Here is a 16,597-nt window from a genome sequence, read left to right as displayed (position 1 = left end):
AATGAAAGGGTCTAGGTTGAAAGCACTTGCCGGTGAATTTACACAAAAACAAGGACTTGACATGCTTTTTCACCACTAGCAGTCCAATAGAGCGCTTCTATAAGCCTTTGAACATGCTTTTTCACCATTAGCAGTCCAATAGAGCGCTTCTATAAGCCTTTGAACATGCTTTTTCATCACTAGCGGTCCAATAGAGCAGTTCTATAATCCTTTGAACATGATTTTTTGACTCCTGCGGGAATAGAGGGAAGCGGGGACCCCACAGGCGGTAACGCCGAGGAGGCTCCCGTCCTTCCCCGCGGAAAGCAAGTGCCCGCAGCGGAAATCAACGGGAAAACTTTTAAAGCCAAAAACAATAAACTATGCGAAATGATCCTTTTCATTAAAAGCATAGCCTGTGATCGATTTATGCAATTATGTTAATATGGAATGAGTTAACAACTCGATTATAGTGTAAAGGGTGATGAACTTGAAAATAAATGCGATTGAGCCAACACCAAGTCCGAATACGATGAAGGTGATTTTAAATGAAGAGCTTCCTATGGGGAAAAGTAATAATTATAAGAAGGAAACGGGCGGCGGTGCACCAAAGGTTATTCAAGATATTCTAGCCATAGAAGGGGTAAAGGGTGTTTACCACGTGGCAGATTTTTTGGCCGTAGAAAGAAATGCGAAGTATGATTGGAAGGATCTTTTGCCTCAGGTCCGAATGGCGTTTGGAGAAGATGCGGAATCAGGAAATGAAAATCGTTCCGCAGTGAATGATCACTTTGGCGAGATCAAAGTGTTTATTCAAATGTATAAAGACATTCCGATGCAAGTAAGGCTAACGGATGGTACAGAAGAAAAACGTTTCGGACTGCCCGAAATTTTTCGAAATGCGTTATCAGATGCACAAAGTCCCACTGATAACGTTGTGATGGTTCGAAAGTGGAAGGAAGTTGGGATCCGTTATGGTGAATTTGATCAAGTGGGGAATGAAGTTGTCGAAGAGCTAATGGCCGCTTACCCGGATCATCGTCTGCAAACACTTGTCGAGCAAGCAAAGAGCCCGGAAAAAGCGGTGGAAAAACAGTCTCGAAATCGCTTGAAAATCAAGCTTGAAGATTTGGATGCTCCAGATTGGCGTATCCGCTACCAAATGCTCGAACAGATGGATGATCCGTCCCTTGACGATTTGTCTATTTTAGAAAAAGCATTACAGGATGAAAAAGCGTCGATCAGAAGGCTCGCAACCGTTTATCTAGGGATGATTGAAGATGAAAAAGTCTTGCCTCTGCTCTATAAAGCCTTAAAAGACAAAACCGTAACCGTCAGAAGAACAGCAGGTGACTGTCTATCTGACTTAGGATTTGAAAAAGCAATGACTGAAATGATGGAAGCATTAAAAGACAGCAGTAAGCTTGTCCGCTGGCGTGCAGCGATGTTTCTTTATGAAGTGGGTGATGAAACAGCCTTGCCTGCCCTGAAAGCAGCTGAAAACGATCCAGAGTTTGAGGTCAGCCTGCAGATCAAACTTGCGATTGAAAGAATCGAAGAAGGTGAAGAAGCAAAAGGCTCCGTCTGGAAGCAAATGACAGAAGCGAGAAAGAAGTAAAGTTAATAACAACGATAATCATATTTCTGCCGTGTATCCTTCTAATAAAATTGCAAAGGTTGCTTGAATTATAGTATGCTTAACATGCAAATGTTGTTAGGGAGGCGACTATTTTATGTCTATGGCGTATGATGAATATATGAAACAAATGGTTAAACCCATGCGAACAGAGCTTGTTCAGGCTGGGTTTGAGGAATTATTGACGGCTGAAGAAGTGGAAAAATTTATGGGGAATGCAGAGGGGACTTCTCTCGTTGTGATTAACTCTGTTTGCGGCTGTGCTGCTGGCTTAGCACGTCCGGCAGCAACTCAGGCTGTGTTGAGATCCGAAAAGAAACCTGATCATTTAGTGACTGTTTTTGCAGGTCAGGATAAAGAGGCAACAGCAAAAATGCGGGAATACTTCGAAGGCTATGAACCGTCCTCTCCATCGATGGCATTATTAAAGGGGAATAAAGTAGTACACTTTATCCACCGCCATGACATTGAAGACCATTCAATGGAAGCAATCATGGAAAATCTACTAGCTGCATTGGAAGTTAATGGCTAATTATAATTTAAATGCTGTTTTTGATAACTTTGTTGCTTTTTATGTATGATTTTATATAACCATCTGAGTTGATTGGAGCGGGAGACCCCACAGGCGGTAACGCCGAGGAGGCTCCCGTCCCTTCCCGCGGAAAGCAAGTGCCCGCAGCGGAAATCAACGGGTAAAATTTAAGTCAAAAACAACAATATATGCGAAAAATAGCCTTTTTAAATAGGAAATTCTCGTTAATGAAACACTAATGATTTAAGCAAAAGGATGTCAAATGACGTCCTTTTCTTTTTGCTTTTTATAAAGAAAATAGGTGAAATTAATGATTATAACAACAGCAGGAAGAACGAATGAAGAAATGACAAAACAAGCAAAGAATATTGCTAATGAATTGAATGGCCGCTTTATTGAAAGAAACAAGCGGTCTGTATGGACGATTCAACAAATGGAACGGGATGACTGTATTGTGGTTGGTAAAGAACGTTTGGAGCTTTACCCGATTGGAGAGAATGCCCCGTTCTTTTTTCATCCCAACTCAGCCACTTTCAGAATAAAACGTTTAATAAAAGGTGAACACGATCCGTTTATCGAAGCTGCATGTCTACAAGTTGGGAAAACACTTCTTGATTGCACACTAGGACTTGCTTCTGACAGTATTGTAGCGAGTTATGTGGTAGGAAATGATGGGAAAGTAACTGGCATTGAAGGAAATCCCTATTTAGCATATATGGTGAAAAAGGGTTTGCAAACTTGGGAATCGGGGATCTCTGAAATGAATCAAGCGATGAAACAAATTCAGGTGAATAATGACTTATCTCTTAGCTATCTTAAAAGTCTCGCTAATAATTCCTATGATTGTGTCTATTTTGATCCGATGTTTGAGGAGCATATTCTTGAATCGGATGGAATAAAGGCATTAAGCCGCTTTGCGATTTATAAGGAAATAACGCAGGAGCTAATAAATGAAGCGATCAGAGTGGCAAAAGAACGTGTTGTGCTAAAGGATCATTTCCGGAGCACCCGCTTTGAGGAATTTCATTTTGATGTGTATAAAAGAAAAACGTCAAAATTTCATTTCGGAGTCATTGAGAAATAGGAAGAAAAAAAGGAATGGAGATGCATGAAGTCTCCATTCCAAAAGGCAAATAGTGCTTTAATCGGCAATCGCTAAGTATATAAAGTATCCAAGGGTGATAAAAATAATAATGACAAATGCAATCGACCAATCCATCGAATGATCCCCCTTTCTTCTTTCATTTCAGATATATGAATTTTTTATCTTACTATTCCCCAAAAAGAGAATTTCTATTCAAGTATTTTTTTCTAGCAATCATTTTTTCATAAAATGAAACCATTTTTCCTTTTATCCGTAGAAGAAAGTATAATAGAATGAAAGGATAGATGGCGTACATAGAGAGGGAACTAGGATGAATATTACAATGGTAAGCATAATGAATTTTTTGGGAAAATATTAAAAAAGTGGAATTTTAACAGAAAAAATGACTAAGTAATAGATGGATGGTGATTAAGATGCCGAAATGGCTCCGTAAATCGTTTGTTGTCATGGTAACCATTTTAACATTTGGGTTGGTTACGCCTTCACAAGCCTTCCTTTATGATCAATCCAGCTCAGTAAAGAACCCAAAAAGGGATATTATTGAGTCTTCTCCTGATGATAGAAGTGAAATTAGTCCTTCATCAACTAGATCTGAAGGAAATGGATATCTTAATAAAGACGAATTCGTTACACAGATGCTATTGGAGGCTGAGACGCTTTCATATGCTAAGTTTGGCGCGAAAATTAGGCCTGTCATTGAAAATGAATTTTCAGATGTCATCCTGCCTAATATTGAAAAGGCTATTCAAGAAATCGCTACACAGTATCCTGAAGAGGATTTGGTCAGTCTAGCGGTTACGGAAAATCCGGGCAGAGGCCAATCGGAGAAAATCTTTAATATCAAAAATGAAAAAACGAATGAGGATATTATTCGCTTTCATGTAAGAAGGGACAATCCTCCTCAACAAGGTTACTGGTTTAACTTTCATTACCATACGTATCATGACCAATTTCAATCACACCATGCTTTAGGAACAATTTATTGGGATAAAAATACCCCTCCAAATTGGATGAGTTGAGGATCAAAAAATTATTTTATCGATTTTCGAAACTATTTATAGTAACCAACGTATATAAATTATTCTATTTATACGGAGGTTTAAAAATGGCAGTTAGTTAATCAAAAGTTTAAAAAGTAGATTTTACGAGAACGAAACCTAGCCTAAGCAAAGTGATAGTTGGGGTAGAGTGGGATTTGTAATTTATTCCTATATTAAAAATCACTCTTACTGCAAAGGCTAGCATGCCCGAGTCTATTACTCGAAAATATGGCTATATATCTAGGAGGAACCTACAAGAATGACTATAATCGAAGGTATATTACACACCTATTCCCAATTTTTCAACTGGGGGATGTGGGTGGAAGTTTTATCTAATCCCGTAAGCTGGGGGTTAATAGGGACACTGATTATATTAGAAGGTCTTTTATCTGCAGATAACGCCCTTGTTCTAGCAGTCATGGTCAAGCATCTGCCTGAAAAACAGCGTCGTAGAGCTCTTTTCTACGGTTTACTTGGTGCCTATGCATTTCGTTTTATTGCCATCGGAATCGGCGTTTTCTTAATTGAATTATGGTGGGTAAAAATATTAGGAGCTGGCTATCTTGCATGGCTCTCGATTAAATACTTCATTGATAAGAAAAAAGCTGCTGATGCGGAAGAGGAAGAAATCGAAGGAATGAATCAAGGCGGATTATTAATTCGGTTATTTGGTACGTTCTGGGGAACGGTTGCAGCTGTTGAGCTTATGGATATTGCCTTCTCTGTTGATAGTGTATTAGCGGCCTTCGGAGTCAGCAACCAAATTTGGGTTCTATTATTGGGCGGAATGCTCGGCGTTCTGATGATGCGTGGAATTGCCGGTGTTTTCTTAAAGCTAATTGACAATGTTCCTGAACTGGAAACATCTGCTTATATTCTTATTTTGATCATCGCTGTTAAAATGTTGTTGGGTGTTGCGAACATTCATATTGATCATATCTACTTCTTTATTATTTTACTTATTACGTTTGCAGCTACTTTCGTTGTCCATTTTATGAACAAAAAGAAGGAAGCTACTGGGGAATAATTTAATGATCGGAATGAACCAAAAGGGAACAGACTAATGTCCGCTCCCTTTCTTTTTAACCTTTTTTTGTGGATCTTTAATAAAGGCTGTTTTCGCGTATATTGTTGTTTTAGCCTTGAAAGTTTGCCCGTTGATTTCCGCTGCGGGCACTTGCTTTCCGCGGGGAGGGACGGGAGCCTCCCCGGCGTTACCGCCTGTGGGGTCTCCCGTTCCCTCTATCTCCCGCTGGAGTCAAGTGCCCTCCGCTCCAATCAACTCAGATTATTTAATGAAAATTGCATTATAAAAGCAACAACCTTTACTAAAACAGCCTTAAAAAAACAAGAAATGGAGTAAGCTTTATGAGATTATTTTCAGACCTTCATCAAGAAGAAGGGAATCGGATTTTTTATAAAGAACCGAAATTTTTCACGAAAAATTCTCCAAAAGAATTATTGTCCTATGCACTCGGTGCGACACTTTACATGCCTGCAACAAGGCCGAATATCCACCAGGACTTGCTTTCGAAGAAACATGCTGGGCTGACATCGATGGTTATTTGTTTGGAAGATTCGATTGGCGATGAAGAAGTAGATTTAGCTGAAACACTTCTTGTCGAAGAGCTTTCACGTTTAAGTGAGGACATTGAAAAAGGGCTGTTGGATGAGGATGATCTGCCGCTCCTATTTATCCGAATCAGAAACTATGAACAGCTTTTGCGCTTGAAAATCCGCATCCAAAAGGGGCTGCATCTCCTAACAGGGATTATCATTCCAAAGTTTGAGCCGGAATATGGCAAGCTGATTTTGTATGAAATAAGCAAAATGAATCATGAAGGGTATTCCATATATGCACTACCGATTCTAGAAACAAAAAGGATTATTGAAAAAGAAACAAGATTGGACGAGCTTCTTGCGATTAAAAACCTTTTGGATCAGTACGAAGAATTAATCCTGAATATTCGAATCGGGGCAACCGATTTTTGCGGCCTTTATGGCATTCGGCGAAATCCGGATACGACCGTTTATGATATTGCGGTAATCAGGGATTGTATTTCAGAAATCGTCAATGTATTTTTACGCTCTGAACATCCGTATGTAATCTCAGGTCCTGTCTGGGAGTATTTTTCCACTAAAGAGAGAAGGCTGAAACCGCAATTAAGGCAGACACCTTTTCGTGAACGATTCGGCCAGGATGGCATTGAGTTAAGAACCGAATTGATTGATAAACATATGGATGGACTAATTAAGGAAATCTTAATGGATATTACGAATGGTTTGACTGGTAAAACCATTATCCATCCAACCCATATTCGGCCTGTACAGGCATTAAACACGGTAACATATGAAGAATATTTAGACGCGAAAAACATTGTTGATCGTGCCGATGGACAAATTGGGGTAATGAAAAGCACTTTTCACAATAAAATGAATGAAATTAAACCCCATTACTATTGGGCGCAAAAAATTCTCTTAAAGTCGGAAATTTACGGGGTGCTAAATGAAGAATTCACATACATTGACTTGCTCACCAATGAAATTTACGCTGCCAATCCAGAGCTCGTTAAAAGTTGACATTGAAATTACAGATAATCCTTATGAATTGGAAGTTGAAGCTCTGTTTGATATGGCAGCAAGAATTAATAAGAAAAGAGCCTTTTTATTCGTAAGTAAAATTCTTGGAAAGCATTTGCCGATTGATCCGGGAACAGGCTTAATAACAGGGGCGCTGCTTGCAGACCGGTATTTGGAAACGGTAAAGGGAATCGAGAGTGGACGAAGGGACGAGCTGCTAGTCTCTTTTATGAATGGCGGAAAAAATTTCGTAAATCATCCTTTCATAAATGAACATGTGAATCCGGTCATTATCGGTTTTGCGGAAACGGCTACGGCACTAGGACATGCCTTTTATCAGTTTTTTCAAAAGGCAGATTTCTTTCATACAACGAGGGAACAGGTAATCGAATTCGATCCAGTTATTACTTTTGAGGAAGAACACTCACATGCGACTTCTCACCGCTGCTATGTGGAAGAATCGATCCTCAATAACAATCGGGAAATTATTCTTGTTGACGATGAAATAACGACTGGGAAGACGGCGATCAATATCATCCGTTCGATCCATGAAAGGTTTCCGAGAAAGTCATATACGGTCGTCTCGATACTCGATTGGCGTTCCGAACAAAATCTCCGCAGATATGATGATCTTAAAAAGGAGCTTGGGATTATCATTCATTCTGTTAGTCTGCTGAAAGGGAAGATCCATACATCTGGTACTCCAGATATTTTTGAAAAAACAATAACGGAAACTGAAATTCCACTCGCCAATCAAGCTATTTCTACGATCCATATAAAAGAACTTTTCCCTGAAAAATTAACAGCAATCGAATACACATCTCTTTCACTGGATGGTCAGGTTAAAAAAATACCTTATTTAAAAGAAACAGGCAGGTTCGGCGTAAACTCGGCAGCAAACTTGAAATTTGATCAGGACATGAGGGTGATTGGCCAATATTTAGCCGATCGTCGCACTGGAAGAAGGTCACTCGTTCTTGGAACGGCTGAATTTATGTTTTTGCCTATGAAACTAGCTTCATATATGGGGGATGGCGTGAAATATCAGTCAACAACCCGAAGTCCGATCTATGTAGAAAAGCGCGATGGATATGGTGCGCAATATGGACTAGCTTTCCCGAATCCTGATGACAGGGAAATTGCCCATTTTGTTTACAATATTCCGCCACATGAATATGATGAATTATTTCTCTTTTTTGAAAGAGCTGTATCATTGGACCAACTACAGCCATTTCTTAATGAGCTGAAAAAAACGCATATTAATGACATAAAAGTGGTTTTCTTTAATGGAGGCATACAAGGTGAATAGAATGATAGACAAAACAAAACCATTCGGTTCCTACAATGAAAAAGACGTGCTTTTTTTGTTAAAGGATTTAAGCAGCTTTAAGCTTGAGGGCTCAATTGAACAGCGGGAAAGGAAAATTCAGTACGGCCAGCATTATAGCGAAACATTGCCGATTGAATATCAGCCGCCGGAAAATTATCTGCAATTATTTAGGGAAACGCTTAAGGAATATAAGCAAAAGGTAGCTCTTTGTACGGGGATTGTTGGCGAACAGATTTATCAGCTAAAAGGGAAAAACACGGTTCTTGTTTCATTAGCTCGCGCAGGAACCCCGATTGGCATCTTGATTAGACGCTATCTTTTGGAGCGCTACAACCAAGATCTTCCTCATTACAGCATTTCGATTATCCGTGACCGGGGTTTGGACGAAAATGCCATTCATCATATATTAAAAAGCCATCCTGGCAAACAAATTCAGTTCATTGACGGGTGGACTGGAAAAGGGGCCATTTCGATAGAATTAACGAAGGCTTGTAAAGAATTTTATGAAAAATATGGCATTGAACTGGACGATACGCTTGCAGTACTTGCTGACCCAGGCCATTGTACAAGTCTTTATGGAACGAGGGAAGATTTTCTCATTCCAAGTGCATGCTTGAATTCCACTGTATCAGGGCTAGTCAGCAGAACGGTCTTAAATGAGAATTTAATTGGACCTGGGGATTTTCATGGCGCCAAATATTACGAGGAGTTAGTGGATGCAGATGTTTCAAACGAGTATCTGGATGTGATTACAAATGAATTTCCAGCGATAAAGGAAGAAGCCATCCGTACTGCCGAGAGATTAATGAACGATCGAAAAGAAGCGACTTTTCAAGGCATGCAGGAAGTAGAAAAAATGGCAGCTGAGTTTGAAATTGATTCGACTCATTATGTAAAGCCTGGCGTCGGAGAAACGACAAGGGTGCTGCTGAGGAGAGTGCCTTGGAAAATTTTAATGAAAGATCCTAAAAGCCCTTATGTTAGGCATATTTTGCTGCTTGCAAAAGAACGGAACGTGGACATCATCCATTATCCAAATATGAGCTATACATGCTGCGGATTAATTAAAAAGGTAGGCAAAGTAGAATGATGATGTTTGCTTCTGATTTAGATCGTACACTCATCTATTCGGAGAGGGCGCTCTCTGAATTTAAGGAACATTCGAATAGTGACCTAGTCGGTGTTGAGCGCAGAGATGGATTAGAAGTTGCATTTATGACAAAAGATGCATTTGAATCTTTAAGAGAACTAGCTGAAAATATCTTGTTTGTGCCAGTAACGACGAGGACATATGAACAATTTCAACGGATTTTCATGTTTTCGGAAGACATTCCTTTAACCTATGCTGTGACATCAAATGGTGCGAACATCATTTATAATGGAAAGCCCCTTACAGAATGGCGCGAATTCGTTCAAAAGCGGCTGGAAAAAGAATGCACAAGTCTGGAAGCAATGATTCAAAAAATAAAGGGATTCGAAATAAAGGGAAAGTTGAAAAAAGCTGAATCCCTTTTCTTTTATTATATTCTTGACGAGATTATTTCTTTGGAAACGGGAAAATTGATCAGGGTATTGGCTGAAGCAAATGGCTGGCGCGTATCAATCCAAGGAAGAAAATTGTATTTAGTACCTAAGCCCGTTTGTAAAGGGGAAGCCGTCAAGTTCATTAAAGAACGAGAAGGAATCCATACAGTTTTCGGAGCGGGTGACTCCTTGCTTGATCATGATTTTCTAAAGGTGTGTGAATATCCTTTTGTTCCTTTACATGGGGAATTAGCAAATGAAAAAGGGATAAATTATCTAATTTCGCAAAGACGCGGAATAAAAGCTGGAGAAGAAATTCTATTTGAAATCACTGATATTCTAAAAAAAACGGTCTAATCCGGCTTTTCCCCCAGCCATTTTTTCAGTAATAAATAAAGGCTTGCCCCAAAGACGTAGGAACTAGTGAAGATAAAGATTGCGAATATGAGTGATTGGTGCAGGGGAATGGTCAGAAATGTCAGCAGCAAAGACCAGAAAAATAAATCCGCCAAAATAAAATAGCCGGAACATAAAACACTTGTCACTATTTCTAAATCTGAATCAAGGACTCGATATCTCGATCTTCTAAAAAGAAATCTCATAGCTACTCACCTTCTCTACTCTGTACTCAACTATATGCAAGGACAAAATCAAAGGTGAAGGTTTCGTTTAAAAGAACGCTTGATTATCTATCATTCTGGGAAGTGAAACTTTTTTCTTATTTCTTTCGTATCTAGATGAGTAATCGTTATCGAAAATGAGATTCTGTATGATATGATGGTAATAACTTTACATATTTTATGCATCTTTTTCACTGGTCATCTTTTAAGCACCTATCTGAAAAAATGTATGGGTGATGAAGCACTTGAATTTGCTCGTTTTGCATAATAAGTTGATCACTTTCGCCAGTTATGGGAAGGGGTATTACCATGAACCAATCATACAGCCAAATGAAGATTCATCTCTTGCCGGTTTCTTATGAAAATTGGTTAGTCACCTTAAAAAGTTTGAACCAGGAGAGGCCGCAATTCTCCGCTGATCAAGGAACTATTCAGATTGGACAAGTTGTAGCTCATTTTCTAGGAATTCCGTTAGATGAGGATGAATATTATAACCGTTTATATGAATATATTCACACCGAACAGGCTGGACTAGCCTTGATTAGTGAAGAAACGCTCGATAAATCGATTGATAATCAGCAATTCCAAGCGATACAAAGGGTATTGAATATCAATCGGGAACAGAACCTATCCATTAATCGATTTGTCGCGTTTTTGGACGGGGAACAGCTTTTACTTAAATCGAAGATCCCTGCTCTACACAGAAAGACTAGGGAAGCAATGATCGCAGTATTGCAGTTATTTTCCACGCATGAAGCGGAAGGCTTAAAAAGCCAGGAATTGCGCCGGGTGCTCGTAGATGTCATTAAATGGACGTTTAATCATCTTGGCGGAATCTGGGACAATGTGGATCCTAAAGCGTCGATGCCAAAGTTTTTATGGTATGGAAAGACGAATAAAAGCCATCATTATTTCCTTTATTATTTATTGCAATTGGGCTGTGATCTGATCGTTTTTTCTCCTTCAGGGGAAGGCATGTATGGCGATATTGGCAATGCCCAAGAAGAAAAACCATTTGTGCATCTTTATCCAGAAAAGAAACAGCCAGAGCCCTTTCCAGCTGAAAAGAGGAGAAGAACAGCAACTGTCGCGTACCGGGCATCGCGGGAAATTGAATCGATCTTAAACCATGAAGGGTCTGGTTTTTATAAACCATGGCAGCTTAGGGATTATACGCCATCATCTGTTACTTTAAAAACCACGTATGATGAGCTTTTTATTCTTATTAAAGAGAAAGCAATGGTCCGTCCAAATTTCGAAGTGAAAAATGGACAGGTGAAAATTCCAGCCATATTTGCCAAAGTTCACGGAGTAAGCAAAAACCGGAAAGAGTATTGGGATCGCTTACAGGCAATTAGCCAATATGAAGAAAGTCTTCTTATTAGACGGTTTCCATTTACAAACAATGTCAATAATGACTTTCGTTTTCATTACCGGAACGCACTAGATAAAGATGGTTTGTTGGATCCGCAAAAAATGGTGACTTCACACTATTGGAAATATCAGCATCTGCCTTCTGGTCTTCAGAATGGCATTGCGACAGCGATCCGCAATAGCTGTGCCCGGCCCTATATTAAGCCGGTTCATCATGAAGATATTGAAGAACTAAAAATGTACCTCTTTACACAAGGAATGCAAATCCCAGCTAGTATTTTACAACTAATGCAGAAATTCGATTATTCGCAGGACATACCGAAGCTAATCCTTTACAACAATGAATTAAACGGGACAATGACAAGAACAGATGCGGCCTTGCTGCTTTTGTTAAATCAATTCGGCATCGACATTGTTTTATATACCCCCCCGGGACATAATGATTTAGAAAATTTTATTGATGAAGGTTTATTTGATGTTCACTGGCTTGAAGATGTTGTTTTTGAACAAGAATTTAAAGAGCCATCCTTAATTAAAAGAGTGATTTTCCAGGGGATTTTTAAAAACTTAAGGGGAGATTGAAGATATGAATCAAATGCAGCAGACAAATCTTGATTTAACGCTGAACAAAACGCCAGAAGATAAATTTTCAGAATCGAATGTCTCTGAGCTGAAATTAGCTCTCCGACAGGAGCCGGAAGTACAAAATTTGGCGCGTTCGATTGATGAAAGGGACCAAATCCAGATCCTTGAATTTGGGAAGGAGCCGGCCGTGCAAATTTCCCGCTTCTCCGATCAAATTTTAAGCAATATGAGAACGACAAAGGTTGAAGATTCAGGGGAATTATTAAAGCAGCTCGGCAAAATCATGGATCGATTTGATAAAAAGGATTTTGAAAAGAAATCTGGCGGATTATTCGGCAAGCTCTTCAAAAGAGGAGAAAAACTGATTGATCAATTGTTTGGAAAGTACCAGTCAATGGGGCAAGAAATTGATAAAGTGTATGTTGAAATTTCAAAATATCAGAATGAAATGGTTAACTCAACGACAATGCTTGATCAAATGTACGAGCAAAACTATCAATATTATTTAACACTCGAAAAATACGCGGTTGCCGGGCAAATGAAGGTGGATGACTTAAAAAGCAATCAGCTGCCACAGCTTGAATCCCGTTCCGCAGTGGGAGATCAAATGGCTGCGATGCAGCTTGATACGCTAAGAAATGCGATTGATTTGCTTGAGCAAAGAGTCTATGATCTCGAAATGGCGAAAATGGTTTCCTTGCAAACGGCTCCGCAAATTCGTCTGTTACAAAGAGGGAACACGAAGCTGATCGGAAAAATCAACTCGGCTTTCGTGACAACGATTCCGATTTTTAAAAACGGGTTAATTCAAGCGGTAGCAGCGAAAAGACAAAAGCTTGTTGCTGATTCGATGAATGAACTGGACAGAAGAACAAATGAAATGCTGCTTCGCAATGCTCAAAATATTTCTACGCAAAGTACAGAGATTGCAAGGCTTGCAGGGAGTCCAAGCATAAAAATCGAAACGATTGAAGAATCGTGGAACATCATTATCAAGGGCATGCAGGAAACAAAAGCAATTGAAGATGAAAATAGACGTATGCGTGAAGAAGGAACAAGAAGATTGGAACAGCTGCAGGATAATTTTAAAAAAATGAAGCAGCAAGGTAACTGACTTTAATTACATCATGGTTTTAGGTTGTTTTCGTAAAGTTTGGTTATAATGTGATTTTTATTTAATAATCAACGGGCAAACTTCGTAGGCTAAAACAACAATATATGAGAAATCAGCCTTGTTTTATTAAAAAGGTACATCAATACAATAATTATATGAGGTGAAAATCATGGCAATTAACTTACAAAAAGGACAGCGCGTTGATTTAACAAAGGGAAATCCAGGACTTTCTAAAATTGTGGTTGGATTAGGCTGGGATCCAGTTCAAAACCGTGGCGGCGGTGGATTTTTGGGTTCCCTATTCGGCGGTGGTGGCGGTGCAAATATTGACTGTGACGCTTCCGTTATCATGCTTGGTGAAAATGGCAAAATAAGAAATAATCATGATGTGATTTATTTTGGGAATTTAAAGAGTAATGATGGCAGTGTCCAGCATACAGGGGATAATTTAACGGGTGACGGTGATGGTGATGACGAGCAAATTATCGTCGATTTAAACCGGGTGCCTTCACAAATTCATAAGCTCGTTTTCGTCGTCAATATTTATGATTGTGTGAAAAGAAAACAGCATTTCGGCATGATCCAAAATGCTTTTATACGGGTTGTGAACCCATCTAATAACCAAGAGTTGATTCATTTTAACTTGACAGAAGACTACAGTGGAAAAACAGCCTTAGTCGTTAGTGAAATATACCGCCATGGCGGCGAGTGGAAATTTGCCGCAATTGGAACGGGAACAAATGCCCCTGGTTTAGGAGAATTGATTCGTACGTATGCTTAATTCAAGTTTCGGAAACTGCTTCTGAAACAAAGGATCTGACTAATTAGTCAGATCCTTTGTTATTGTAATCGCAAAGAAATTCAAAATTTTCAATTGACAGCCCTGCCCTAGTATTTTCCTCTATCTAGCAATCTCATATCCTATTTTTATATGATATAATTTTACTATAAAGATGATGCTCAGGTATGCCTAAAATACGAACATTTAAGCACTTTGCAAAAGGGGCACAGCAATGCGGAAAACGGTTTTTTTTATGCTTGTAATGACGATCTCCCTCACTTTAATGGGGAGCTCGCAGGCCGCCATAGGCGGTGTGAAACTGAAAGATTATCCCAACCAATCATTACTAAAGCAATCGATTGTACTGAATTCGCCTAATCTATTAGGAAATATCATTATTTTACCGATTGAGTCATTTGATGAGCTTAAAGCGGCCGGAATTATTTCCCGAATCGATAATTTGCCATTTTTCTTGCTTGAAAAAATAGCTAAGGAAAATATCAAACTTAAATTATTTGTTGGTAAATTGACAGATAATCCAACCGCACATCATCTCGAAGGTGTCATTCCAAGAGGATACAAAAGTGTAACGACATGGGATGATGTACCAGGCATTGGAGGAGCCAAAACGGTTCTAGTTAAGATTGGTTACAGTGAAAAAGGAAGCGGACATGGGTCCGTTAATTTAGAGCTGCATGAACTCGCTCATTCGATCGACCGGTTTGTATATAATGGAATCCGGAATAATCAAAGATTTCAGTCCGTTTGGAAAAAGGAAAAGGCAAAATTATTTCCGAATCAGGATTATTTCTTAACATTTCCGGAAGAGTACTTCGCTGAATGCTTTGCCATGTATTTTCTTGGCGGAGACTCACGAAAATTTTTAAAAGAAAAAGCGCCTGAAACGTATCAGTTAATTAAAAATTTAAAATAGGTTTTCAATTTTCATACCCTGTATTTATTGATACAATCATATCTACGCTTAATAAAAAAAGGTTGTGTATAAATGAAACAATATTTGGAGCTTTGTAAACATGTATTGGAAACTGGTGTAAAAAAAGAAGACAGAACAGGAACAGGCACGCTCAGTACTTTTGGCTATCAAATGCGCTTTAACCTGCAGGAGGGTTTCCCGCTGCTGACAACAAAAAAAATGCATATGAAGTCAATTATTCACGAATTGCTTTGGTTTTTAAATGGGGATACTAATGTGAAATATCTCCAGGATCATGGTGTGAGAATTTGGAATGAGTGGGCTGATGATGAGGGGAACTTAGGTCCTGTTTACGGTCACCAATGGAGATCATGGACAGGGGCTGACGGAAATACAATTGATCAGATTAGCGAACTGATCCAGCAAATTAAAACGAATCCCGATTCAAGACGAATGATTGTCAATGCGTGGAATGTTGGTGAGATCGAAAAGATGGCATTACCGCCTTGCCATTGTATGTTTCAATTCTATGTAGCTGAAGGGAAATTGTCATGTCAGCTTTATCAGAGATCAGCTGACGTGTTCCTTGGTGTACCTTTTAATATTGCATCCTATGCACTGCTTACGTTAATGATTGCTCAAGTCTGTGATTTAGAGCCAGGTGAATTTGTCCATACGTTTGGGGATGTCCATATTTATCAGAATCATGTCGATCAAGTGCATCTTCAGTTGGGACGTGAACCTCGTACACTTCCAAAAATAACAATCAATCCAAATGTTAAAGACATTTTCGGTTACAAATTCGAGGACTTTGACATAGAGAATTATGACCCGCATCCGCATATTAAAGGAGTGGTTAGTGTATGATTTCCCTTATTTGGGCGATGGACGAAAATCGTGTAATTGGAAATAATAATGAGCTTCCATGGCATCTGCCGGAGGATTTGAAGTTTTTTAAGCGAACAACGATGGGACACCCGATTGCCATGGGGCGAAAAACATGGGATTCGATCGGAAGACCTCTGCCGGGCAGGGAAAACATTGTGATTACCCGCAATCCTGCATTCACTTGTGATGGCTGCACCGTGCTGAATTCTGTTGATGCACTAGTTGAATATAGTAGCAACAAGGACGATGAAGTATTTGTAATTGGTGGTGCTGAGATTTTCAAAGTTATATTGCCGAGTGTCGATCGTCTTTATTTAACGCGCATTCATGACAAGTTTGAAGGCGATACCTTTTTCCCTGAGTTAGATATGACGAAATGGACGCTTGTATCCAAGGAAAAAGGAATCAAGGATGAAAAAAATCCGTATGATTATGATTTTGAAATATACGAAAAGAAATAGTTGAACTTAGTGAAAGGCTGTTTTCGTAAGGTTTGTTTCTTTTATAATGTGCTTTTTATTTAATAATCTGAGTTGATTGGAGCGGAGGGCACTTGACTCCTCGAAAATGCTATC

General features: G+C 39.2%; 16 protein-coding genes. 15 read left to right on the top strand and 1 reads right to left on the bottom strand.

The window, feature by feature from the left end; genetic code table 11:
* The first annotated feature begins 469 nt into the window (after positions 1-469).
* The 9 genes from BGM26_RS08190 to BGM26_RS08150 all read left to right on the top strand — a co-directional run bounded on the left by BGM26_RS08190 (position 470) and on the right by BGM26_RS08150 (position 10,083).
* Positions 470-1,597 (top strand): conserved virulence factor C family protein, encoded by a 1,128-nt coding sequence (locus BGM26_RS08190; RefSeq protein WP_217039302.1) that lies wholly within the window; start codon positions 470-472, stop codon positions 1,595-1,597.
* Positions 1,598-1,712: 115 nt separating this feature from the next.
* Positions 1,713-2,147 carry a BrxA/BrxB family bacilliredoxin gene (locus BGM26_RS08185; RefSeq protein WP_217039301.1) on the top strand — a complete coding sequence of 145 codons (435 nt, stop codon included), beginning with the start codon at positions 1,713-1,715 and terminating at the stop codon, positions 2,145-2,147.
* Between the two features lie 310 nt (positions 2,148-2,457).
* Positions 2,458-3,231: a class I SAM-dependent methyltransferase gene (locus tag BGM26_RS08180; protein WP_217039299.1), complete on the top strand. Its 774-nt coding sequence runs from the start codon at positions 2,458-2,460 to the stop codon at positions 3,229-3,231.
* 434 nt (positions 3,232-3,665) lie between these two features.
* The gene (locus BGM26_RS08175; protein ID WP_217039297.1) at positions 3,666-4,271 is read left to right on the top strand and encodes a YpjP family protein; all 606 of its coding nucleotides are present in this window, start codon (positions 3,666-3,668) and stop codon (positions 4,269-4,271) included.
* A gap of 280 nt (positions 4,272-4,551) precedes the next feature.
* On the top strand, positions 4,552-5,319 hold the full coding sequence (locus tag BGM26_RS08170; protein ID WP_217039296.1) for a TerC family protein: 768 nt from the start codon (positions 4,552-4,554) through the stop codon (positions 5,317-5,319).
* A gap of 341 nt (positions 5,320-5,660) precedes the next feature.
* The gene (locus BGM26_RS08165; RefSeq protein ID WP_217039295.1) at positions 5,661-6,872 is read left to right on the top strand and encodes an HpcH/HpaI aldolase/citrate lyase family protein; all 1,212 of its coding nucleotides are present in this window, start codon (positions 5,661-5,663) and stop codon (positions 6,870-6,872) included.
* Entirely contained in the window at positions 6,799-8,181 is a 1,383-nt protein-coding gene (locus tag BGM26_RS08160; RefSeq protein WP_254119144.1) for a phosphoribosyltransferase family protein, read from the top strand. Before BGM26_RS08165 ends, BGM26_RS08160 begins: the two co-directional genes overlap by 74 nt.
* 1 nt (position 8,182) lies before the next feature.
* Positions 8,183-9,292: a cysteine protease StiP family protein gene (locus tag BGM26_RS08155; RefSeq protein ID WP_217040707.1), complete on the top strand. Its 1,110-nt coding sequence runs from the start codon at positions 8,183-8,185 to the stop codon at positions 9,290-9,292.
* Positions 9,289-10,083, top strand: coding sequence for an HAD family hydrolase (locus BGM26_RS08150; protein ID WP_217039294.1), 795 nt, complete (start codon positions 9,289-9,291; stop codon positions 10,081-10,083). The genes BGM26_RS08155 and BGM26_RS08150 overlap by 4 nt, the downstream gene beginning before the upstream one ends.
* On the opposite strand, the gene BGM26_RS08145 is transcribed toward BGM26_RS08150, so the two are convergent.
* Entirely contained in the window at positions 10,080-10,328 is a 249-nt protein-coding gene (locus BGM26_RS08145) for a hypothetical protein (protein WP_217039293.1), read from the bottom strand. The genes BGM26_RS08150 and BGM26_RS08145 overlap by 4 nt on opposite strands.
* 327 nt (positions 10,329-10,655) lie before the next feature.
* On the opposite strand from BGM26_RS08145, the gene BGM26_RS08140 reads away from it, so the two are divergent.
* From BGM26_RS08140 to BGM26_RS08115, 6 genes are all read left to right on the top strand, one after another.
* A complete protein-coding gene (locus BGM26_RS08140; RefSeq protein ID WP_217039292.1) occupies positions 10,656-12,302 on the top strand; it encodes a YceG family protein in 1,647 nt (548 codons plus the stop codon).
* Positions 12,303-12,306: 4 nt separating this feature from the next.
* Complete coding sequence (locus BGM26_RS08135) at positions 12,307-13,419, top strand: toxic anion resistance protein (protein ID WP_217039290.1); 1,113 nt, start codon at positions 12,307-12,309, stop codon at positions 13,417-13,419.
* Positions 13,420-13,588: 169 nt separating this feature from the next.
* Positions 13,589-14,200, top strand: coding sequence for a TerD family protein (locus tag BGM26_RS08130; RefSeq protein WP_217039288.1), 612 nt, complete (start codon positions 13,589-13,591; stop codon positions 14,198-14,200).
* A 232-nt stretch (positions 14,201-14,432) separates the two neighbouring features.
* Positions 14,433-15,134: an anthrax toxin lethal factor-related metalloendopeptidase gene (locus BGM26_RS08125; protein ID WP_217039287.1), complete on the top strand. Its 702-nt coding sequence runs from the start codon at positions 14,433-14,435 to the stop codon at positions 15,132-15,134.
* A gap of 72 nt (positions 15,135-15,206) precedes the next feature.
* Positions 15,207-16,001 (top strand): thymidylate synthase, encoded by a 795-nt coding sequence (locus BGM26_RS08120; protein WP_217039285.1) that lies wholly within the window; start codon positions 15,207-15,209, stop codon positions 15,999-16,001.
* Positions 15,998-16,483 carry a dihydrofolate reductase gene (locus BGM26_RS08115; protein WP_217039283.1) on the top strand — a complete coding sequence of 162 codons (486 nt, stop codon included), beginning with the start codon at positions 15,998-16,000 and terminating at the stop codon, positions 16,481-16,483. The genes BGM26_RS08120 and BGM26_RS08115 overlap by 4 nt, the downstream gene beginning before the upstream one ends.
* Positions 16,484-16,597: the final 114 nt, after the last annotated feature.

This window comes from Bacillus sp. FJAT-29790, assembly GCF_019039215.1.
Lineage (GTDB): Bacteria > Bacillota > Bacilli > Bacillales > Cytobacillaceae > Cytobacillus.
The sequence above is the reverse complement of the archived record's forward strand: the minus strand, read 5'-3'. Positions and strand labels throughout refer to the sequence as shown.